Consider the following 21,710-nt stretch of genomic DNA (forward strand, 5'->3'; position numbering starts at 1 on the left):
TTCCTTATCGATATTTACCTACAGCAATTTGTAGACCAATCATTTGCTCTGTGGTAGTTTGTTGCAATGTCAACAATCTTAGTTGATTGGTCAGCAAACTGGTTAGTACACTTTCGTAGGTGATTAAAGTGATATTTCCTTTACTTACTCCTTCTCGCATGAGCCGTTCTGCCTTTTCCATTTCTGGGAGCTGTTTTCGTATAATCTCTTCTTCTCTATGTACTATTTCTAAATCGGCTATCAATGTTGCAATGTCCGATCGGGTTTGGTTTAAGCGTGCAACATATTCTTTGTAGAGCTGTTCGCGGGTTGCTTTCGCAATCGCGATCTCACCTCGATTGCGGTTAATGATTGGAATATCAAAAGTGAGCATTCCACCTAAAGAAGGCGTGTTTGTATTATCTTTTCCTTTTTCAAGATCTAAAGAAAAGTGTGGAAACTGTCCTAAAATGGCTTTGTATAAGGTAGCTTCCTGACTTGCGTATCCTGCTTGCAATGCAAGTAAGTCTAATCGAAATACTCTGGCTTCTTCAAATAATTGAGCTGCATTTAATGGAACAAATGAAACAGGCCTTACGTTGACTACTACTTTTTTGTTTGGTGGAAATCCAAAGAGTTGATTCAGTTGTAATACTGTTTTTTTTAAGGGCGCGTTCGAGCGTTGCTGTTTGATCCAAAAAGTCGAGATAAGCGGCTTGACGTAATCCGAATTCATCGATTGTTGTATCATGCTTCAATAAATCGGACTTAGTCACATCTAAAATATGTTTTGCTGTATGTGTCGTCTTTTTAGCTACTAGCAATTGTTTTTGCAGGAAATAAATACGTGATGCCAGTAATTCAGCCTGATTGGCGCTCATCCATTCTTGCCAGGCAACATCGTAACGAGTTTGGTCTGCTTTAGGTTTTGCTACTTTTAACGCTGTTCTCGTTGTGACAATCGAGGCAATATCCCAAAATAAATCATAATTATAAGCATTTACAGCTCCTGGTACAGGAGGGACTGTCCACAAATACGTATAAGCTAATTTAGGATCGGGTAGTAATCCTGCATTAAATACTTGTGCATCGGCAACACCCTCTTTAGCTCTTAATGCCTTCAAATCCGGGCTTATTAAAACAGCTAAAACGGCTAGTTCTTTTGCTGTAAGAGGTTTGGAAAAGTCAATACGAGTGGGAGGGATACGTGGATGATTAAGTAAAGTTGCTTTTTGAGCAATTTGTTTTTCATCCGGAGTAGATAAGGCCTTATTTAAGTCCTCTGTGTTTAATGGTCTTGGATGATACATTGTGCACCCCATAAAAGTAAAAATGAGGAGTAATGGAATCATCCTTAATAATTGCATTTGACTATATATTCCTAACTTTATTTCAAATCATATCAACTAATTTTTTGTTTTCCCATTACTTATTCCCCTAATATAATCTCGAATTGTTTTGATAAGCCTTGTAAAATCGATTTAACCAACTAGAGAAGCCTTGGTTCTACCCCAACTAACGGACAGTATTATCTAAATCATCTATGTTACTGCAAAACATATTATTTTTGTATTTTGCAAGCTGAGGACTAATAGTCCGCTGCTTCTTGTAAATAGATCTATATAAAACAAAAGGTTATAAATTGTCGGTTAAGTATTTATGTAATATTGTGGGTAAAAATCCCCACAATACCTCTCAATAATTGAGTGTAAAATGTGAAGTGTTGTTATGTAACTTATTGATTTTAAAATATTTTGTTGGTGTGCCCACTAGGACTTGAACCTAGGACCAACGGATTATTAGTCTGTAAAATATGGGTTTTATCCTCTTTTATCAAATTTTAAATTCTTTCAAAATCCTTTTAAAATCAACGTTTATAAGTCATAACTTGCCATATTGAAATTTATTTAGTTTTAAATAAAGTGTCTACATGGCGTCTACATGGAATTTTAGAGGTAAATTATGGCGGAAGCTGAAAAGGGTATTAAATTAACCAAAACCATCGTTGATAAACTCGAACATGTTCTCGGAAAAACCCAAACTTTTTATCGTGATCATGACTTAAAAGGCTTTGCTTTAAGAATTACTTCAGGTGGTGTTAAAAGTTTCATCGTTGAAACCAGAATCAACGGCAAGGTTAAAAGAGTGACGTTAGGCAAATATGGCAACTTGACGGTTGAAGAAGCCAGAAAACAAGCCAAGAGTCTGTTGGGTAGTGTGGCCAGAGGTGATGATCCTATTGCCGAAAAGAAAACCAAGAAAGTTCATGCTATGACCTTACAGCAGGTGTTGAATGACTACCTCAAAGCAAGAAAAGATTTAAAACCACGCACCTTAAATGATTATCAATGTGTATTGCATGAAGTGGTGCCAGACTGGCTTGATAAACCCTTGGTTAATATTACACGAGAGATGATTGCCAAACGACATTCCAAGCATGGTCAGGAGAATAGTAAAGCTCGTGCTAATAATGCCATGAGGGTATTAAGAGCTATTTTTAATTATGCCATGTATGAATATCAAGACGGCAATGGCCATCCGATTATTACCATTAACCCGGTCAAATACCTATCGCATACCCGGGCATGGTATCGAGTGGATCGAAAACAAACGGTCATCAAACCTCATCAATTAGCTGACTGGTATAAAGCGGTCATTGTGTTGGTGGAGACAGATAACTATCGCAATGCCTTATTATGGCATGATTATTTTTTATTACTTTTATTCACCGGCATGCGAAAAATGGAAGCAGCCTCTTTGCGTTGGGAGGATATTGATCTCAAATCCAAAACCATCACCCTCCAAGACACTAAAAACCATGAAATCCACACATTACCTATGTCTGACTTTGTTTATGAGTTAATGGAACGCAGAAGCCGAAATAAAACTAGTGAATTTGTATTCCCAGCGGAAAGTAAAACGGGTTATATCTATGAACCTAAAAAAGCGGTGAATAGGGTAGTGGAGTTATCTAGCGTACCATTTACTTTGCACGACTTAAGACGAACTTTTGCTACTGTTGCCGATAGTTTGGACTTACCGGCTTATGCTTTAAAACGTTTGCTGAATCATAAAATGAATAATGATGTTACAGCAGGGTATATCATGAAAGACGTTGAACGATTGAGGAAGCTCATGCAACAAGTAGCTAATTTTTTACAGGAACACATGACAGCGGTAGTTGAGATATGAACATCAATGAATTGATAGAACATTGGAAGCATATCTCACCGGTGATACGTGAGCCCCAAAATGCAGATGAATATGATCAGTTAGCTGGTTTTCTCGATAAATTGCTGGATATTGTTGGGGAAGATGAGTCTCATGAATTAATCGGCCTGATAGATGTTATAAGTGCAATGATTTCCAAGTATGATGATTCTCATTTCTAATTGTTACGCCAGCTACTTTTATTTATTAATTTCATGAGCCTAAATCAATTTACAAATACCAATCTAAGCTCATAGATTATAAAGTTATGGTTGCTGATAAGACTCTATACGACTGGCTAATGCAATCACATTCTCTTTAATCTGAGGGCTAAATTCCATGTTTGCACACTCAAGTTCACGACTAAACGTTGAGTCATACCATTTTATTTTATAGAGATAGCCACTTTCTTTGGTTCCTTTGACAAGTATAACCGTCGGTCTATTTTGAACGTCATAAGAAACCAGCTCTTTAATGAGCTCAACACCTAATCCCGATAATTTTCTATTATGCTCCGAAAACGCGCAGCTACCAATTCCATTTTTATCAAAAAATTGTACCGCGCCATCCCATCCATCGCCAATATCACCATTTTTTACCGATTTATATGCACCATAAGGAGCAAAACCAATGCTCATGTCCATGTCTTCCGGTGGAACACCAACAAATGTATATGCAAGTTTTAGATCAGTACTGGAATCTCTTATATGAGTGCTTTCTGCGGAAAGAACTCCATTGTATTTTTTCTTTTGGTAAGCTGCGGTATTTTTTAAATCTAGTAATTCCTTTGCTCTGGGTTCATTGTCATTAACATAACCATTTTTTTGTTGTTCATCGTTCATAACTAGATACTCTCGCATTTTCTTTGCCAAATGAGCATCGTTTGCATCTTTAATATTCATGCTATTAATGTATTTGTTCGCAGTAACAATATTTATTTCATTATATTCAGGTATCTCAATACCTGCTTTAGCAAGAATTTCTTTGTTTTTTTTATTTATTTCTTCTTTTGTAAAAGCTTGCTCATTGCTTGCTATTACACTAAAAGAAAATAAAGCAGTGATCCCTGCTATTAATAATTTGCTATTCATTTTTATTCCCTTTATGCCTGTACTTATTAATAATCCCACCAGCCATTATAAATGCTACAGTCGCCAACAGATGTTGTATCAAATGGTACTCTTCCGTTGCCATAGTCACTTAAATAATGATACCCGGAAACAACCCATCTGTGATCGTTTAAGGGGGCTTCATTCCAATGAACAGCTGCTTGCCTCCAAGTAACAGCATATCCTGTATCAATAAGATGACCTCCTCCATAAATATTGGTATGAGTACTTACAACACGCCAATCATAAGCGTGACCAAGCCACCAAGTTATAGATTCATTATTGATACAATTTGCTCGACTATGGACAGTCGTAGCGGCTAATCCTGCATTTGCTATATTAATTTGTGATCCAAATAATAAAGCTAAAACGATTATTTTGCTTTTCATCCATCTTCCTTTTTCCATTTTAAAGCGTGGATAGGATAACGCAAATTTATAAAATGGACAGTGTGATCAAACTATATTTCCTATTCAAATGGAATTAAATTCATTAAAAAAATACTTGGGACGAAGGGGGCAAGTGGGGCATCCGCATCATTTCTGAGCTAGAAACGTCCCTATCTCTTTTTGCAATTGTGGGACGTATGGGACAAAGTACATTTCTTCACATAAATAATAATACCAAAAACGATTATTGATTCGCAGTTCGCGATTCGCGAATTGCGAATTTGTGCTATACTCTGTTTATAGAGGTCACATTGGAACGATACATGTTAAAGCCACAAGACATCGTGATACTGTTAAAAATATTAGCTAGTGAGCGACCTGAGCAATTACTTCAAAAAGATTTGGCAACCTATCTTTGCATGAGTGCTTCTGAAGTTCATGAAGGGATGAAGCGATTGGAATTATCTGGATTGATTGCACCTGTATATCGCAAATCTGAAGATTCTAATTCAAGTAAGCCTATTCGGATGCCCATACAAGCCGCTTGTGAGGAATGCTTGATTTACGGTGTAAAATACTTCTTTTCGGTGCAACTAGGAGTATATACACGGGGTATACCTACAAGCTATGCAGCCCCCTTATTTAAAAAACATATCGTGTTGGGAGATGATCCCATACCTGTATGGCCTTATGCTGAGGGCGATCAGCGAGGGTTAGCTTTGGAACCATTGTATCGATCGGTGCCGGAGGCGTTAGCAAAACACCCGGATCAATCTTTTTACGAGCTACTGGTTCTCATTGATGCGATTCGTTCAGGGCGAGCAAGAGAGCGTAAGATAGCAATAGAGTTATTAAGGGAGTTTTATGCATCAAAGAAACGAAAGAGCGACATCCAATTTAAGAATGCTGGAGTTGGTTGCGAGGAAACTCGGGGAATTGAACGATGAAGTGGTCTATCTTGGTGGCTGCACCACGGCTTTGTTTATCAATGATCCGTTATCATTAGATGTTCGCACAACATTGGATGTGGACTGCATCATCGATGTTTTGTCGTTAGGCCAGTATTATAAGTTTGAGGAAAAACTAAAAGAGAAAGGCTTTTATCGTTCGATGCAAGATGAGATCACCTGTCGTTGGCATCTTGATGACATCATATTGGATGTAATGCCTACAGATGAAAAAATTTTGGGTTGGGGAAATGAGTGGTATAAAGAAGCAATCAAACATGCTGTTGATCATCAGATTACAGAGGACATTACCATCAAATCTGTAACAGCCCCCTATTTTTTAGCGACTAAAATAGAGGCTTTTAAATCAAGAGGGAACTATGATTTTCTTGGCAGTCATGACTTTGAAGACATGATTACGGTGATCGCAGGATGTATTGATATTGCAGAGCAAGTGTACACTTCAAGTGAAGATTTAAAAAAGCACTTAAGGTTGGTATTCAATGATTTCTTAAAAAATGATGAATTCATGCAGTCACTCCCTGGCCATCTTAATGATGGGCCAGTGACAGAGCAACGAGTTCAAACTGTGATAAAACGAATAGAACAATTTGCTCAAAAAGAATAGGGTACATACAAATGAAACTGGCTTGGTTAACGGATATCCACCTCAATTTTCTAGAAGTTGAGTCTCGCCAAAAATACTATAAGGACATTCTAGCTACTGGCTGCGATGCAACATTGATTAGTGGTGACATCGCCGAAGCTCCTTCTCTAATCAATCTTTTAAATGAAATGGTTGGGCAAATCAAAATGCCCATATATTTTATTGTCGGAAACCATGATTATTATCGTGGAATTATTTCGGATGTACGTAAGGCATTGACTGAATTAAGCGCGGCTCATGCTGACTTATTCTGGTTGCCTGCGACAGGTTTACAACACCTTCCCAATAATACAATTTTATTAGGGCAAGATGGATGGGCAGATTAGGAAATTATCAAAAAAGCCCTGTTTCATTAAATGACAGTAGAATGATTGCGGATTTGTTTCAGGGAAAAATGCTAAGTCGACAGCATCTGCTACAAAAAATGCAAGAGTTAGCTGATCTAGATGCTAATGCATTGGAAAATGACTTATTACAAGCAGTAAGGCTTCAACCCAGAAAAATAATAGTTTTGACTCATGTTCCTCCCTTCAAGGAGGCTTGTCAGCATATGGGGAAGGTCAGTGATGAGAACTATCTACCTTATTTCAGCTCTAAAGCTATCGGTGATGTACTGATGCCTTATGCTCTTGAGAATCCCGCAATAGACTTTGTAGTTCTTTGCGGACACACGCATAGTGACGCTGAATATCAGCCTACAAATAACTTAATAGTAAAGACTGGCGCAGCAGAATACTACAAACCTACGATACAAGAATTAATAGCACTTTAGCATTCTGAAGACGGTATTTTTATAATAATTTAATTAAAAATAATGTAGCGAAGATTATAAAAGCCCTGAAGAGGTAGTTCTATTTAGCTTCGTCCAATATGGATTATAAAAATGAGAGGGACGAAGGGGACAAGTGGGAAACCCTTATCACTACTGGGTTTATAGCGTCCCCACTCCATAATATGCTTGTGGGGCAAATGGGACAAAAGTACTTTTTACACTTCAATTAGTATCATTTAAATCCACTTCTTTTTAAAATACCCGAACTCGCTTGACATGCTTTTAGGATTCAAGTGAAAATTTCACTAGCTTTTAATGAACCGTAAATGGCACGGTAGAAGTAAGAGCTTAGGAATTAATGGAAACGTATATCGCCACAAAAAATTTATCTGCGATGGAGCTGGATAAAGGTTGATATTCATTACGCTGGATGCAGCAGGATGCAGGATAGGCGCAACATACAGTTGCAATGAATGATCAATTTTAAGAGGTTCCACTATGTCTATATTAAATATATCTAGCCTAGATCTATTAAACGAATTTGAATCAGCCCCAGAGTCTGCTTTATTTAGCCAACAAACCATTGCTGCGGTATTGAGCTGCTCAACACAGCTACTCGAACGCAATCGATGGGCAGGTACGGGTATTCCGTATTTGAAAATTGGTCGCAAGGTCTTGTATCGCAAAAGTGAGGTTCAAGAATTTATCCAACAACAACGAGTGTATCGTTCTACCAGCGACGAAGGTCAGTTGCTGTCTGCGGTTAACGTATAACGATTCTTGTTTTTAACGATTCAAAGAAGGAACTGTTTATCTAACATAAATCCTTCTTCGAACTCGCGTTGGAGATTTTCTTATGTCACAAAATCAAGTGGTAACATTAACCAATATTTCCCAAAATCGCCCAATCGTTTGTGAATACGGTGGCGGTCATTTCAGACAAAACGAGAAGGGACTGTGGTTCATAGGTACTGATAAGGATGGCAGCCAATTGTCACCTCGTTGGATTTGCTCTCCATTGCATGTAGTTGCTAAAACTCGCGATGCCAAAAGTGGGGAATGGGGTCGTTTACTCGAATGGGTTGATGACGATGGAGTTACCCATCAATGGGCTATGCCATTAGCCTTGTTGCAAGGTGATGCCTCTGATGTCAGGCGTGAATTGGCAAGACTTGGATTAGCCATATCCCCCAATAAACTGGCACGAGATTTATGACTTCCTATTTACAGGTTGTTCCGGTTGAAGCTCGCGCCCGTTGTGTTGAACGATTAGGCTGGTATGGGGATATTTTCGTTACTGCCAATGAATGTATTGGCAACAGTGAAGAAAAAATAGTATTCCAAAACGCCAACACTATTGAACCCGCATTATCTTCATCGGGGACAGTAAAGCAATGGCGAGATTCAATTGGGCAATTAGCATCAGGTAATTCGCGTTTAATCTTTGCGATTGCTACTTCATTTGCACCTTGCTTAGCAAAGTTAGTCGGGGAAGATTCAGGCGGCTTTCACCTACGAGGTGCCTCTTCATCTGGTAAAAGTACCTCTTTAAAAGTAGCGGCATCAGTCTGGGGAAACCCAGAAGACTATTGTCGATTATGGCGCAGTACGACCAATGGTCTTGAGGTATTAGCGGCTTTGCATAATGATGGTTTACTAATTCTTGATGAGCTTAGCCAAGTTGATCCAAGAGAGGCAGGAGAAGCTGCTTATCTGCTTGCTAATGGTCAAGGAAAAACTAGGGCATCAAGAACAGGAACGGTGAGGAAATCGTCTCGATGGTCATTGATTTTTTTATCAGCTGGTGCAGAGTCTTTAACTTCATTGATGGCAAAAGCAGGTCTTCGAGCCAATGCAGGCCAGGAAATACGTCTTGCTGATATCGAAGCAGATGCAGGTTTAGGCATGGGATTGTTTGATAACATCCACAACCACATCAATCCGGCAGCCATGGCGCTAGCTCTTAAAGAATCTGCCACTCAATTTTATGGCGCGGTGGGTATGGCATGGTTACAAAACATAGTATCCAATCGCCAGACGCTAATTCCAGTTATAAGCAATATCATTAAGCAATTTGTTGATAAGGTTGTTGGGCAAGAGCCAACAGGTCAAACCATAAGAGTTGCTAGACGATTTGCCCTAGTAGCAACAGCAGGAGAGTTCGCCACCCAGTTTGGCCTAACGGGATGGCAAAGCGGAGAATCCTTCAGTGCTGCAAAAAAATGTTTCGAATCATGGCAAGAAACCTTTGGCACAGAAGGCAATCGAGAAGACAGAGCCATACTCTCCCAAGTACGTGCCTTCTTCGAAACTTATGGTACCAGTCGTTTTGATAATGTAAAAGACCCAAACAACGAGCGCATTCATAACCGTGCTGGCTATAAATCAATATACAATCCCATAATAAATAATAAAAAATACCTCAAGCATTAGAATTTGTGGGGTAATTGGCGATGGCTGATTAATATAAAAATTAAGCATGGGTAGGGCTCGTTGAAAAACGGAGATGCACAGAGTGGTGGATGGAGTCGTTTATCTGATGTGGATTACATGTTAAGAAAATCCGATTTTTTACATAATGAAGCTGCATAAACAAGCGTAGCCTGATGAAGTGAAACGAAATCCGTGATGTTTGAAGCCCAATATCCCGGATTAAGACTGCACCTGCATCCGGGATATGCTGGTTTGTCCTAATTTATTGAGGATTCTATCCAGGAGAAGCGAATCCATTGTGGAGCAAGCATAACGATATGCTGCATGCTCTCCTTTGGCTTTGACCACTGCTCATCACTGAGCATCAGTCTAACCATTGCCAACTCATTTTATCCTTGATATTAGAATCATTATATTATGAGTTTGCTCTGATTAATTAATAGATTAGAGTAATATATTTGCTTCATTTTTAAGATGACTATCTCCTGGATGCCGCGAACACGTCGCGGCACGTAGGCGGTGGGAATGAATTGTCAACACGCCTTAATTATTCATGTATATCAAAGTCTTTTGGTCTTATTTCACCAGTTTCTTTTTCATTGATTTAATTCATAAAAATAATTGAGTGCTTTATCAATTAGTTCTGCTTTGGAGAAAACACCTAATTTGAATTTGATATTATTCAGATGCTCTTCAACCGTACGTTGAGAAATTCCCAATTCGATAGCGACTTGCTTTGCTGGTTTACCTCGGACAGTTAAGTGCAAACATTGTGATTCGCGTTTTGAAAAATAAGGAAATGCATTGTCATTTTTAGACGGAAAGTTAGTTTGAGTAACGCCAGTTTCATTGATATTCAATAAATCAAGGCTAATTAATTTAGATAAAAATTCGGCTAAGTTGTGCTTGCCAATAATGCTCCCGCATCCAAAGGTGCCAATTATTTTATTTTCGTCATTATACCAAGGGAGTTTGAAGAGAAGACAGTGATGAGACGACCCATCAAAGCGAATAAGGTCAAACTCAGTTACTTCTAATGTCTTTTTAATCATTATCTGTTCATCATGCCTGGTAGCAATAACGGCTTGTTTCTGAATCATAAAGTCAACTGGCCTTTTGCCAACGGATGCTTGCACAGATTCAAGTCCGCATATATTCGCACATCCATCATTCACAGTAACAAAAGCACATTCAGTATTACTGAACCAAATGTTAAAAGGCTGTGCAAGAAAATCTGCGACTGTGTGACGATATTGTTCTTTAAAATAATGCTCCTTCGAGTTTGGCTTGATTAGCTTAATACCCTGACCGATACGTTGGATCAGGAACTCGTTGCTGATGGCAATATTATTTTTCATGTACCTTTGGTCAAAAACAATTGAGCGATTATTGTACAAATATTTTTGATGAAAGTAAATACTATGAAACCCTTAGGTACCATTGACTAAAGTTATAAAGGTCCTCCTCTATTCGCAGCTAGGTTGTAAGTGGAATCACGAATAGCAGAGCAGAATAAAAGAATGAGAGTGGGGCGCTGTTAACAAAATAAACCGATAATACCCGTAAAATTTACGGGTTATCATTGGTTGGTTCTGTGCATATAATGACCATTCTTTTGTTTTTTTAATTGCCTTGTATCAATTAAAATTAAATTTTTTAATCAATCAAAAGTGTCTCTTCTGAATATTAAACAAGGTGTAATTGTGAAAAAATTTAAATTTCTAGGAAATCAAACAATTTCTGTTCCTAATATCACTTTAACTACAAAGGATGGACATCAGTTTTCTTTTGACATCACACTTAACGCAACCAGTAAATTTGGCGTCTATTTTTTACAACGGATCAAAACACCTAGCGGACCAGCAACAGTAATTGGCGTATATAACGATAATTTATGGTTTTGGGTTGATGGTGACAAGGGAGTATCTTACTGGGATCACATTCATAGCAATATTTTTGATTACTCTATTTTTTTTAGTAAAAATAACGATAACGATTACCCGGAAGAAGTTAAAAAAGCAATTCAATACGCTCTTGGTGTGATTGAATTCACCTTTGATGGAAAATTCGATCTTTTATCTATATTAGCCAAAATAAATAAATTATCTCCAGAATTTCTCTGCTTATTATTGGAAGCCGTTTTAACAAAAAATCCTCAAGAAATGAATCAACAACTTGATTTATTTTTTAAAGAGTTTGAACGTCTATCTGGTCTTGATATAGAAAGACTCGCAGAACTAGGCAGTTTAATCCCTGATCAAGAAAATAAATTGAATACTCATTTTATAACCGATACACCACTTGATGCACTTTCAGAAAAACATGCAGAAAATATTGATAGAGCAGCTTTGGATTGTCAAACATCTATTGATGTGATTAATGGTCAGATCAAACTATTGGATAAAAGTAACGTTCCACTCCTCTATGCTGACTTAAACTCACTCAAATTAAATCTGGAAAAAAGCCTCAACAATTTAGAACAGGTTTCTCGGAAAATAAAAGCGATATCTACAGATACTGCTCACCTAAAAAAAGTGTATAACCTCCAACAATTCAATTCGCTATTGGAATTGATAATGAATTCCTTTTTAGAGTTTCAAATAAAGATGCCAGATACCCCTGGTGTTGAATCCTATCTTGAAGGTGCAGCTAAAATCACCCAGTTTTTATACAATCACGGACATCATTTCTTTGAGAAAAGCGGAGAAGAACTTACCTATAATAAGGGCAAGCAAGAAAGTTCTGGGTCTTTAAACTTGCTTGAATTAATGTACCTCTTTTTACTATTAAGTGGAACTTACTCTGCCTCTTCAAATTTAAAAGCATGTGTCTATCTCAAATTATTAAAGGCGTTGAACATAAAACTCACTGAACATGAAAACATGCCCAACTCTTTTGATTTATTAAATTTCGTTACTGGAAATCCAGATGGGTTTATCACGTTATATAGGCATTTCTTTGTCACAGAGGGACCATTGAAACAAAAAGTTGAAGAGCTTTTAAACAAGCAACATCCTATTTTATTAACTGAATTTGGTAAATTGACCCATTACTATGCCATCGCTTTAAAAACACGAAGTGAGGAACACTTTTTTGCTCATGCCCAATCTGCGATTAAATTAAATTTTATTAAAGGAGCATATTACTTACGCCAAGCACTAAGTCAAGGTAATCCATTTGCAGCAGAAGAAATGGTTTCCTTCTTATCAAGCCAATATAGATTTCAAATGAATACTTTTGAAATGGAAAAAGATCTGGCTTTGTATTTTTTGAATAGAAAAGAATTCGTTAAAGCACGTTCTTATTTAGAGCGTGCGCTTCTATCCTTTGAAGACAAGAGAGGCAAGAACATATTAGACCAGTATGAATTGGAAGAGGAGGAATTGCGCTTAATACAGATTAAGATTGATATACTGCAAAAAAGCGGAAATGAACAAAAACAAGCAATTGAAGAATTAGTACAACGCTCCAGACAGGATGGGCATAATCTGGCGTGGGATCTAGCGCGAGATCTATTGAATGAACTAAGTACACAATTACCAGTTGTAGCCTTTGCTGCGGTAGTAGAATGGCATAAAACAGACATCAATAAACTCTCAGATGAATTACTAGAAATGGCAGCAAAAGAAAATCCTGGGATCATCGCATGGTACCAGAATGATTACCAAGTGGTTTGTAAAAAACAAAATCCTGACCTTGGTTTAATCTTGAAAGCAGTAAAAGTTAATTTTGCTCCCGCCATTACTGATTTCAATGCATTACTCAAAAACTCCTATGGTTATGTCCGAGTTTATAAATATGAAATACTTTCACTTTTGTCTGACTTTAATGTGTGGCAACACATTTCTCCAAGTAATATCACTTGGTTTATTTTTAGAACTTATATCGATTCAAATTTATTGAGAATTGATTTAAGTCAATTTATACAATCATTGATACATGCCTCCTTTAACAATCCAGAAAAGCACCTGGATTACCTTACAACGGTACTTAAGAAGTTAAGTGCTTTAATTGATACCGGAGATCTAATGTCTATTCTGTATGCAATTAAAAGAGTCGGGTCTTTTGCTAAAATGGATACCGAGGTACTGCAAGCAATAGCCCTAATCCTAATTGGAAGTCAATTCGATAGTGATAAGTCAAAATTATATGAGATGGTTAATGCATTTCCAGGGTTGATACTGGCTTTATATGAGGATGCCAAAGCCTGGAATATCATAAAATCAAATCACGACTTAGTAGATCTGTTGAATAAAACTTTAGATCATAATCCCAATGATCAAGATAAGGTGGAAACTTATGAGGGAACTGCATTGACTAGCCTTTCTCTATTTAAACCTCCTAGTCATGATTCTGTAAACTCAACTCAGCCTCAGGAAATGCCTATGGAATCAAGTGATATAACTCCTCCACAATAAACTCTAAAATAACATGGTCAGGGAAGAGTACATCTTTAGCAGGCGTAGCCAGACTGAAATTCCAAAGGATTGAAACCCGTGTTCTACTTCGTTTCACCCACACTACTCTTGCTGACGTGGTCTAATAGATTTTGACACCCCAGTTAAGAGATAATGTACTTAACTGGAGAAAAGAATGGTAGTAAGAAAGAAGTATTCAAAAGAATTTAAACTTGATGCAGTGAGTCTTGTATTAGATCAAGGCTATGGTTGCACAGAGGCAGCTAAAAGTTTGGGGATTCATCAGCCCTTCTTAGCCGCTGGATTAGAGAGCACCAAGAACCGGATGGTCAGGCATTTAGAGGCAACGGAAAGCTGAATGCAGAACAAACAGAAATACGCCGGTTAAAAGAAGAAAATAAACGCCTAAAGATGGAGAAAGAAATATTAAAAAAGGCGGCGGTCTTCTTTGCTCAGGAAACGAAGTAAAATACTCGTTTATTGCCCAACACAAGAAGATCTGGCCTGTTGGCGTGTGGTGCCAACTACTGGGCGTAACTCGGCAAGGCTATTATAGCTATCAAAAACGGCAGAACAGTAAGCCTAAAGCTCCCCTACATGATGAATTGATAGAGTGGGTAAAAAAGATAGCTGAGTCGAGTCATTATTGTTATGGAAGTCGCCGAATGAGAAAGGCATTAAATGCATTGGGCTATCCTGTAGGACGACGAAGAACTCAAAGCTTAATGAAAGAAGCAGAGGTTTTTGTTCGTTACCGGAAAAAATACAAAGTCACTACAAACAGCAAACACAAGCAACCGGTTTATGAAAATGTTTTAAATAGGCAATTTCATGAAGGGTTTTGTCGCAGAAAATCTCAGACTCTGTTAGAGTTGCACATTTTTGGGAATTATCTCAAATTAAGATAAGAGCTTCATTTGAGACAAAAAATAACCACACAAAAGACAAATCGATCCATTATCTCACCAAGTAATCTTTATTAACTATACTTAGCATATCAAAACTTATCTTTCAGATTCCTATGCAACATCAAAATATAGATCCATTCTTGGAAACAGCCATATTATCTGGAAATATAAATGCTCTGAAGTTTCATCTTGATGAAATGGATTTGAGTAAAACCGTGCTGCTCAAAGAGTATTTACAGTTGGCAGTGGATAATAAACAAGTCTATTCCATATTCTACATCCTAAATAAAATGAGAACATTGAAGCAAATTAGTGGAATGGAATTTCTCAATGAAGCAGTTAAGTATTGTTCTTTGTATGATTTTAATTTTTTGATGGGATTTGAGAGAATCAATTTAAGTTCTGAATTTAGCAGTATAGACAATATCAAAAAATTAAATCCTAAAACCATTCAATTTATCCTTAAATCTCCCGGAGCATATTCAACTACTTTTATGAGACAATTGTTCACATTACCACTGCATTCATTAATAAAAGATAATGTACTCTTTGATGCATTAGAAATATGTTTTTCAAGATATCGAATTAATTTTATGGCAGATCTTGCTAGTCTTCAGCCTCATGAGATTGAATCTCTGCTTAATAATGAGAATACTTTCGGCCTTCTCAGTTGGTGTCTTGCCTCTGGGGTTAACCCACAAATTATTCATGATATAGCAACGAAGAAAAATGCTGATTTACTGAGTATTGTGTTAATAGCTGCCAGTTATCCTAATTCTAAATTTACTAAGGAATCGGTATTAAAACTACTTCAACAACTTGACCCTAAAATTTTCATAGCCAATGAAACGCATATTCTCCTTGCTGAAAAATTAAATAATGTTGAATTATACAAAGCTATTTTAAAACTATCCGAACAAGGTAGCGAGATTAAAATTGAAAATATTCAATATGATAAAAACAAGCTTGCTCATGTTAAAACCCTTCAAGGTGCCTTAAGAGTGTCTCAAAGAGCTGATGAGCTCTATCCTAAAATATTTGGTGTAAATCAACCTTATTCATTCTGGATGACCGATAAGCCAATGAATCGATTTCATGCTTTATTAGAAAATAAGGAACAGGATAAAGTAAAAAAAATGCTAGGCTATCTTGCTGTTAAATTTATTGATGAACATCATATTATCATGCCATCACTCGCATCCCCCCTTTTTTTAGCAACTACCACTACGACCCAACATGTTAGTACTGTGGTTAATTTTGAGAGCATTATGAATTCTGGTTATTTACTATCGGAAACGGCGCGAACAGATCTAGGAATTATGGGAATGCCTACCGTTATGAATGATGAAGATAGAAAGTTATTGGATCAACAATTAGTTTGTACTGCCCCCTATTTAACAGCATTCAACTCAACGAATTATTTTTGCCAAATTAAACTAAAACTATATGATATGCCTCTGTCTTATTTAAAGCATTCGGTCATTAAGTTAGGTGATTACGTTGCTCGATCAAGAATACCATTTAGCGCGAATCTTACACCAAATGTGGCTATTAGTAGTCAATTTGATGATAAAACAAAAAGTTGCAGGTATACATTCACATTAGATGGTAATGATAGTATTTCAGTTGACATTGCAGGCAAAGATGAAATATTTCATGGGATCAATGGATTTAAAGAATCACTATGTCATATTTTTTATATTATTAATTCCCTACCTGATACAGACCTCGGAAAAAAAATAAAGAATAACATTGTTGACCATTTTACATCACTGCAACAACAAAATGGTTTAAGTAATCATTTAAATGCAATTAATGAGCAATTATTTAAATTTATGGAAATTGATTTCACAAGAGGATTGCCATTATCTTTCGAGTACCTCCAGGCGTTTATATTTAATACCTATAACCCTCCTCAAATAGTCTCAATCGATGCTCTGGAAGATCTCATTAAAAGAGGTAGTCCGCAGAATTTTAAAATGTTCTTTAGTCAATTTCCTTTTCTTAAAACAGCGTTTATTTTTTCTGAAATGATTAAAATGGCACCGCCTAATCGATTAGCTGAAGTGATGCAGGTACTTGAAGAAACATCACCAAGCACCTATTTGGCAGCACGGGCCCATCTGAACGATTTCTTGAATGCTAGACCGGCCGAAGTACATGAATACGCAGTAAAACTCAGTTTAAAAGAAAGTAAACACTCTCAACATAATCTTGGAGCATTAGCGAAACATTTACAAACGACTCTTGCTGACCCATCTATGAAAGAAGAACGTCTTAAATTAATGAATCAGTATAAAGATCAAGTCATTGCATTACGAAATTATTTAAGAACCATGTATGCAGACATTACCTTTGCAGGTAATAATTCCAAAATGAGAGAGATACTAACTAATCCAGATATTATTTATGCTTTTACTAAAAATAATCAGGGAGTTTTAGCGGCTATTCTAGCCTTTGAAATTGAAGCGAAACTTAATCATCAACAATCGAAGGAAACCTTCATAACTACTATAGAAAGCCAACAATCTCTTGTTAAGGTAGATTACACATTGGGAACAGTTTTGCTTAATGCCTTATCTATGCCTCAATTTTTTGTTGGCTCTGCTCCACTGAATACCCCGGTACAATCAGATGAAAAGAAAATATTGACTCTTTACATTCAACAAAAATTAATGGTAGATAATTTACTGCAACCCATTGAAGAAAGCTTAATTAATTTAAACGCTCAATACGATCCAAAAATTCAATTGAATGAATATTTATATCCTGATCATGATCAATATTTGTCTTACAAGCCCGAGGACTGGAAATCAAACGAATATCAGGAGCTTTTAAGTGTACTCTATGAGCACATTAGTGATGAGTCGTTTTCTGCTAACCCAGATATTCCACGTGAAGTAAATCATGGCATGCATCGACTTCTTTCAAAAATGTACCCAAATGAAACGATTGCTTTTGATGCGGATAATAAGCTATTTGTTTTGAATAATATCAGCTCAGATGAGTTACTTAGCCATTTTCTTAGCTCTTCTTATCTACTAGAAACCTATATCTCGCATTTACTGTTTGATACCTTGCATTTTGGTGTTGCCTTAACGCGACAAAATGATATTTGTAAAATTCAGTTAAACGATAAAATAGTATCGTTTAACGATTTGATTAGCTCTGCAATGCAAGAATTAACTAAAGTCGGTGTCAACTCCAGCAATGCTATTGTTGCAGAACAATTAGCATTGAGAGTTAAAATGTTAGAAAGCTGGTGTATCACTCACGATAAATTAAGTCCAAGTCAAAATATATTATCTAACCCATGAGATGGTTGATTTATGAGTCAAGAACTTTTTGAATCATATGCTGTTTGCTGCTTACAGCTAGTTTTAATTTTACCTGATTAATATATTCTCTAACTGTTCGAGGTGAAATTAAGAGTTTTTTGCCTATTTCTTTGACCGTAAAACCTTTTACTGTGTATTCAAGAATGGATTATAAATTTCTTTACCTATGAGAATGAAGATCTAAGAAACCCTGCATTTGAAATATATGGGAATAATTGTGAACTTACTGTAGTGAATATGACTCAAAGATAATTTTGGGGTTTCGTGTTCCGTATTAGATGTGTATCCCAGATTAGACACAGTCACCATCTGGGATTAATACGATGTTCCCGTATTACGCTACGCCAATACGGGCTACATATAAGAGTTTCAGTTGACACCATTGCATGAAAGATTACATCTTCTAACTGGGGTAGTTAGGGTTACCTGTAACACCACCCGGACAATATGTAATTTGATAGCTTGTTTGTTTGCCTGACTCATTACATGTAAAAGAAGATGATGCATCATCATGATTATAAGAATAGGCTGTTGGGCATGCATTTTTAAACCAAGAAATACGCGGATAGACAGCAGCTTCCCAATCCGTATTATCGGCAAGACATGGTGAAACCTGTGCAGTAATACCTGGACTCCAATTATGGCAGCCACATACTAGGTATGTAAACGCATAACCTGACTGCAGTGCTCCTGTAGATGTTGGAGTGCATCCCCACATGTCTGTAAAGTTTGCTGGTAAACCTGTCGCTGGATTTGTACCATAGCCAGGCGCAGGTTGTGCTGGTAAGGTATTGCCTAATCCAAAATCAGTATAAAGATTTATTGCTCCCCACTGACCTGCTGATGGATACCCTGTATAGGTGAGTACGTTGGTATAACCTAAGAAAGGAGCACATAAACGATTCCACTTGCCCGTTCCGGAGTCAAATCCCATCCCGCAATACTCATTGGCACTGCAATCGGAAGAACTTGTACAGCCTGTTGCTGTTCCTCCTACAACTGCCGTGTAATTTGGTGGGTCATCGACGCCCCCTGTATTAGGCGTTGAAAACTTCCAAGGACAAGCACCTAAACCTGTGGCTTGGGCAAAACAGATTATTGTTTGAGTCAACGCTTATTTGCAATTAGAGCAAATCAAAAATTTGTATTATCTATATACTTATATTATGAATTATCAAAAGGTCATGGTTTCTCTCAAATATTAGGTAGTTTAAGTGGAAGTACTGTATTTGGTATCAGGCAGGATGTTCTTCGAACAATTAAAATAGTAATTCCTGACTTAAGTTTACAGCAACGGTTTGATGAGACCGTATTACCGCAATTAAAGCAAATTAAAAATTTGGAAGAAGAAAATAGGCAATTGGCAAAGTTACGAGAATGGTTAATACCTATGTTAATGAATGGGCAAATTTCTGTGAAATAAGAGGATATATTTTTTTCGGCCATAATTTGAACTGGTTTAGTTTGACGAGTGCTTATACATGATATCCAGCACATTGTTTTGGCTAATTTTTGGACTCATAGCCTATAGATATCATGTGCTTTATGGTATCGACGCGACGATAAAATCATTAGCTGATACGAGCTTGAATACGCTCTTTCTCCCTTATTTGAACTTGAATCTCAGTATACAGTTGAGCTTCGAGATTATCTTTATCCGTTACTGTTACTACAAGAGCATACGATTCTGCTTCGGAGCATAATGTTTTCCCCCATTCTCTGTCTTGCCTGGTAACTACCACAAACCATTTTTCAGAGGGGTTCAATTGTTTAAATTCCCAATAAGAAGATTGAACAGTACCTTTATCTCGTTGTTGTGCGCTGATAGTTCTATTGCTGATTGAAGCATCATTTAGAGTATCTTTATCTTTTTGCATTTCACGATCAAAATGTTGCGCAACTTTTTCTAATGATTCCCCTTTAACGAGACGAAAATTTATCTTTGTAGCCTGGTATACAAGGCGAGTAGTGCGTACTGGAGGAGAATAGGCTAGGGATACATGTAGTTCTCGTTTTGCTCTTTTACTTCGTAAAAAATCAACAGGCAACGGTAATCAAAAAATTGGCACTTATCATTCTCAATTGTGTCTTCTGCAATCAATATTACTGCATTTTCAGTTGATCGATATAAGTTATCTTCATTGACCTTTCCATATCCTACAATATCCCTTATTAATTCACGCTTCTTCGTTTGATTATTATTTTTATATTGTTCGACAAACTCTTCAGGAAAAGTATCTAAACAAATTTGAGGGATTTCTGCCTGATTAACAAGTAATGCTCGCAATAAATCCCCATAATTCCTCTTAATAATTGAGTTTGAAATGTGAAGTATTATGAAGTAACTTATTGATTTTAATATATTTTATTGGTGGGCCCACTAGGACTTGAACCTAGGACCAACGGATTATGAGTTATATGTGATTAACAAATGCTCATCAATGCCAACAAATAACAATAATTCAATCAAGAGCTTAGCTTAAAACTGTTATTCCTGTCTATTGTAGATTATCGCTATTTTTTATCTGTGAGTGCCCCACCAGTGCCCCATGAATTTTATAAGTTTGCTTGATTATTTTGACGTTAAGTCAGATTTTAATAGTTGACGGTTGTTCTTTTTATAGTCTATTAATTGATTTAACCTCATGGATTTGGATATACAATGTTAGACAGGTCTCTAGATTTTCACGATTTCAAATATAGATGGGTATTTGAGATTGCCAACTTAGTCAGGGAAACAATAACAAACGGTTCTCATTGTGTAATAGATTTGGCTTCTGACATTGAAAAGCAAGTTTCTAAGCCTCATAAAAATACCATATTACATGATTTTATCGATTATGTAATATCTGATTATTATGCCTGGGTTCATTTCCATTACTCTATTTATGATGGGTATAGTCTCGCCGAATTCGAAGATGCTATGGAAACTAGTGAAGTTGTCCAGCTTTTTAATGATTATCAAATTAATTTTTTAACCCTTGAGGAATATCTAAAGCAAACTAAGAATGATGCCTTTGACTACAATACAGAGTATTTAAGAACTGTACTTGAAGAGCAACTAACTCCAACCCTAGTAATTGAGGTGTTTAACCTGTTGTTTGATGATCGCCTATTAATGAAAGAATTTAACTTATCAATAGCAAATGATATGGGAGAAAGAACAAAAAGATATGCCCGCTGGCCCAAATGGTTAGAGCGAGCTTTATTTTGTCGGGAAAAAGGACGTTGCGCCATATGTACACGAGATATAACCCCATTATTAAATACTGTAAATAAGCCAGCTATAGATCATATAGTTCCAATTGCTCTAAACGGAGTAAACGACCCCACGAATTTGCAAATGTTGTGCCCTGGATGTAATTCGAACAAAAGTGGCCATAAAATAATTACTTCTAACCTAAAACCTCTGTATTGGTGAACACTTATTTCCTCTAAAATAGAGGCTACCCTAAAGGATTTTTATATTTTATGAATGAAAGGTGACACTATACACGCGCGCATCATGGGGTCTGGATTATAGGGAAATAAGGGGTGAAA

General features: G+C 36.8%; 20 protein-coding genes and 2 pseudogenes. 13 read left to right on the forward strand and 9 right to left on the reverse strand.

Annotated elements, in window-relative coordinates:
* Nucleotides 1-4 precede the first annotated feature (4 nt).
* Both Lste_RS18925 and Lste_RS19640 read right to left on the reverse strand, forming a co-directional pair.
* On the reverse strand, nt 5-625 hold the full coding sequence (locus Lste_RS18925) for a TolC family protein (protein ID WP_475072612.1): 621 nt from the start codon (nt 623-625) through the stop codon (nt 5-7).
* On the reverse strand, nt 531-1,289 hold the full coding sequence (locus tag Lste_RS19640; protein ID WP_058511764.1) for a hypothetical protein: 759 nt from the start codon (nt 1,287-1,289) through the stop codon (nt 531-533). The genes Lste_RS18925 and Lste_RS19640 overlap by 95 nt, the downstream gene beginning before the upstream one ends.
* A 652-nt stretch (nt 1,290-1,941) precedes the next feature.
* Between Lste_RS19640 and Lste_RS14690 the strand changes: the two genes are divergently transcribed.
* Both Lste_RS14690 and Lste_RS14695 read left to right on the forward strand, forming a co-directional pair.
* Complete coding sequence (locus Lste_RS14690) at nt 1,942-3,171, forward strand: tyrosine-type recombinase/integrase (protein WP_058511765.1); 1,230 nt, start codon at nt 1,942-1,944, stop codon at nt 3,169-3,171.
* On the forward strand, nt 3,168-3,371 hold the full coding sequence (locus Lste_RS14695) for a hypothetical protein (protein ID WP_058511766.1): 204 nt from the start codon (nt 3,168-3,170) through the stop codon (nt 3,369-3,371). The genes Lste_RS14690 and Lste_RS14695 overlap by 4 nt, the downstream gene beginning before the upstream one ends.
* A gap of 84 nt (nt 3,372-3,455) precedes the next feature.
* On the opposite strand, the gene Lste_RS14700 is transcribed toward Lste_RS14695, so the two are convergent.
* Together Lste_RS14700 and Lste_RS14705 are read right to left on the reverse strand one after the other, a co-directional pair.
* On the reverse strand, nt 3,456-4,280 hold the full coding sequence (locus tag Lste_RS14700; protein ID WP_058511767.1) for a hypothetical protein: 825 nt from the start codon (nt 4,278-4,280) through the stop codon (nt 3,456-3,458).
* Nucleotides 4,281-4,306: 26 nt separating this feature from the next.
* Nucleotides 4,307-4,687 carry a hypothetical protein gene (locus Lste_RS14705; protein ID WP_058464400.1) on the reverse strand — a complete coding sequence of 127 codons (381 nt, stop codon included), beginning with the start codon at nt 4,685-4,687 and terminating at the stop codon, nt 4,307-4,309.
* Between the two features lie 323 nt (nt 4,688-5,010).
* On the opposite strand from Lste_RS14705, the gene Lste_RS14710 reads away from it, so the two are divergent.
* The 6 genes and pseudogenes from Lste_RS14710 to Lste_RS14730 form a co-directional block, all read left to right on the forward strand.
* Nucleotides 5,011-5,634 (forward strand): hypothetical protein, encoded by a 624-nt coding sequence (locus tag Lste_RS14710; protein WP_157070773.1) that lies wholly within the window; start codon nt 5,011-5,013, stop codon nt 5,632-5,634.
* Nucleotides 5,552-6,262 (forward strand): hypothetical protein, encoded by a 711-nt coding sequence (locus Lste_RS14715; protein ID WP_229309645.1) that lies wholly within the window; start codon nt 5,552-5,554, stop codon nt 6,260-6,262. The genes Lste_RS14710 and Lste_RS14715 overlap by 83 nt, the downstream gene beginning before the upstream one ends.
* A gap of 11 nt (nt 6,263-6,273) precedes the next feature.
* The gene (locus Lste_RS19645) at nt 6,274-6,627 is read left to right on the forward strand and encodes a metallophosphoesterase family protein (RefSeq protein ID WP_237760500.1); all 354 of its coding nucleotides are present in this window, start codon (nt 6,274-6,276) and stop codon (nt 6,625-6,627) included.
* The gene (locus tag Lste_RS19650) at nt 6,615-7,073 is read left to right on the forward strand and encodes a metallophosphoesterase family protein (protein ID WP_237760501.1); all 459 of its coding nucleotides are present in this window, start codon (nt 6,615-6,617) and stop codon (nt 7,071-7,073) included. The genes Lste_RS19645 and Lste_RS19650 overlap by 13 nt, the downstream gene beginning before the upstream one ends.
* Before the next feature lie 498 nt (nt 7,074-7,571).
* Nucleotides 7,572-7,847 carry a helix-turn-helix domain-containing protein gene (locus Lste_RS14725; RefSeq protein WP_058511768.1) on the forward strand — a complete coding sequence of 92 codons (276 nt, stop codon included), beginning with the start codon at nt 7,572-7,574 and terminating at the stop codon, nt 7,845-7,847.
* 82 nt (nt 7,848-7,929) lie between these two features.
* Nucleotides 7,930-9,455, forward strand: a pseudogene (locus Lste_RS14730) (DUF927 domain-containing protein); the annotation flags it as partial.
* Nucleotides 9,456-10,102: 647 nt separating this feature from the next.
* Here Lste_RS14730 and Lste_RS14735 read toward each other — a convergent pair.
* On the reverse strand, nt 10,103-10,864 hold the full coding sequence (locus tag Lste_RS14735; RefSeq protein WP_058511769.1) for a helix-turn-helix domain-containing protein: 762 nt from the start codon (nt 10,862-10,864) through the stop codon (nt 10,103-10,105).
* 345 nt (nt 10,865-11,209) lie between these two features.
* Between Lste_RS14735 and Lste_RS14740 the strand changes: the two genes are divergently transcribed.
* From Lste_RS14740 to Lste_RS14755, 3 genes and pseudogenes are all read left to right on the forward strand, one after another.
* The gene (locus tag Lste_RS14740; RefSeq protein WP_058511770.1) at nt 11,210-13,924 is read left to right on the forward strand and encodes a hypothetical protein; all 2,715 of its coding nucleotides are present in this window, start codon (nt 11,210-11,212) and stop codon (nt 13,922-13,924) included.
* 175 nt (nt 13,925-14,099) lie between these two features.
* Nucleotides 14,100-14,754: pseudogene (locus Lste_RS19655) on the forward strand (IS3 family transposase); the annotation flags it as partial.
* 191 nt (nt 14,755-14,945) lie between these two features.
* Nucleotides 14,946-18,149 carry a hypothetical protein gene (locus Lste_RS14755; protein ID WP_058511771.1) on the forward strand — a complete coding sequence of 1,068 codons (3,204 nt, stop codon included), beginning with the start codon at nt 14,946-14,948 and terminating at the stop codon, nt 18,147-18,149.
* 10 nt (nt 18,150-18,159) lie between these two features.
* Here the strand turns inward: Lste_RS14755 and Lste_RS19855 are convergent, their stop codons facing one another.
* On the reverse strand, nt 18,160-18,315 hold the full coding sequence (locus Lste_RS19855; RefSeq protein ID WP_083504019.1) for a helix-turn-helix transcriptional regulator: 156 nt from the start codon (nt 18,313-18,315) through the stop codon (nt 18,160-18,162).
* Nucleotides 18,316-18,573: 258 nt separating this feature from the next.
* On the reverse strand, nt 18,574-19,281 hold the full coding sequence (locus tag Lste_RS14760) for a thaumatin family protein (RefSeq protein WP_237760502.1): 708 nt from the start codon (nt 19,279-19,281) through the stop codon (nt 18,574-18,576).
* On the opposite strand from Lste_RS14760, the gene Lste_RS19195 reads away from it, so the two are divergent.
* The gene (locus Lste_RS19195; RefSeq protein WP_162264154.1) at nt 19,273-19,593 is read left to right on the forward strand and encodes a restriction endonuclease subunit S domain-containing protein; all 321 of its coding nucleotides are present in this window, start codon (nt 19,273-19,275) and stop codon (nt 19,591-19,593) included. The two genes, Lste_RS14760 and Lste_RS19195, sit on opposite strands and share 9 nt — an antisense overlap.
* A 148-nt stretch (nt 19,594-19,741) precedes the next feature.
* On the opposite strand, the gene Lste_RS19310 is transcribed toward Lste_RS19195, so the two are convergent.
* Both Lste_RS19310 and Lste_RS14775 read right to left on the reverse strand, forming a co-directional pair.
* Entirely contained in the window at nt 19,742-20,218 is a 477-nt protein-coding gene (locus tag Lste_RS19310) for a hypothetical protein (RefSeq protein WP_162264155.1), read from the reverse strand.
* Nucleotides 20,161-20,457, reverse strand: coding sequence for a hypothetical protein (locus Lste_RS14775; protein ID WP_058511775.1), 297 nt, complete (start codon nt 20,455-20,457; stop codon nt 20,161-20,163). The genes Lste_RS19310 and Lste_RS14775 overlap by 58 nt, the downstream gene beginning before the upstream one ends.
* 375 nt (nt 20,458-20,832) lie before the next feature.
* Between Lste_RS14775 and Lste_RS14780 the strand changes: the two genes are divergently transcribed.
* On the forward strand, nt 20,833-21,591 hold the full coding sequence (locus tag Lste_RS14780) for an HNH endonuclease (protein ID WP_058511776.1): 759 nt from the start codon (nt 20,833-20,835) through the stop codon (nt 21,589-21,591).
* The last annotated feature ends 119 nt before the right edge of the window (nt 21,592-21,710 follow it).

It is taken from the genome of Legionella steelei (assembly GCF_001468005.1).
GTDB classification, from domain to species: domain Bacteria; phylum Pseudomonadota; class Gammaproteobacteria; order Legionellales; family Legionellaceae; genus Legionella; species Legionella steelei.

Coding starts and splice junctions, on each gene's coding strand:
- Lste_RS19640 (WP_058511764.1), bottom strand. CDS start 1,289: ATGTATCATCCAAGACCATTAAACACAGAGGACTTAAATAAGGCCTTA.
- Lste_RS14690 (WP_058511765.1), top strand. CDS start 1,942: ATGGCGGAAGCTGAAAAGGGTATTAAATTAACCAAAACCATCGTTGAT.
- Lste_RS14695 (WP_058511766.1), top strand. CDS start 3,168: ATGAACATCAATGAATTGATAGAACATTGGAAGCATATCTCACCGGTG.
- Lste_RS14700 (WP_058511767.1), bottom strand. CDS start 4,280: ATGAATAGCAAATTATTAATAGCAGGGATCACTGCTTTATTTTCTTTT.
- Lste_RS14705 (WP_058464400.1), bottom strand. CDS start 4,687: ATGAAAAGCAAAATAATCGTTTTAGCTTTATTATTTGGATCACAAATT.
- Lste_RS14710 (WP_157070773.1), top strand. CDS start 5,011: ATGTTAAAGCCACAAGACATCGTGATACTGTTAAAAATATTAGCTAGT.
- Lste_RS14715 (WP_229309645.1), top strand. CDS start 5,552: ATGCATCAAAGAAACGAAAGAGCGACATCCAATTTAAGAATGCTGGAG.
- Lste_RS19645 (WP_237760500.1), top strand. CDS start 6,274: ATGAAACTGGCTTGGTTAACGGATATCCACCTCAATTTTCTAGAAGTT.
- Lste_RS19650 (WP_237760501.1), top strand. CDS start 6,615: ATGGGCAGATTAGGAAATTATCAAAAAAGCCCTGTTTCATTAAATGAC.
- Lste_RS14725 (WP_058511768.1), top strand. CDS start 7,572: ATGTCTATATTAAATATATCTAGCCTAGATCTATTAAACGAATTTGAA.
- Lste_RS14735 (WP_058511769.1), bottom strand. CDS start 10,864: ATGAAAAATAATATTGCCATCAGCAACGAGTTCCTGATCCAACGTATC.
- Lste_RS14755 (WP_058511771.1), top strand. CDS start 14,946: ATGCAACATCAAAATATAGATCCATTCTTGGAAACAGCCATATTATCT.
- Lste_RS14780 (WP_058511776.1), top strand. CDS start 20,833: ATGTTAGACAGGTCTCTAGATTTTCACGATTTCAAATATAGATGGGTA.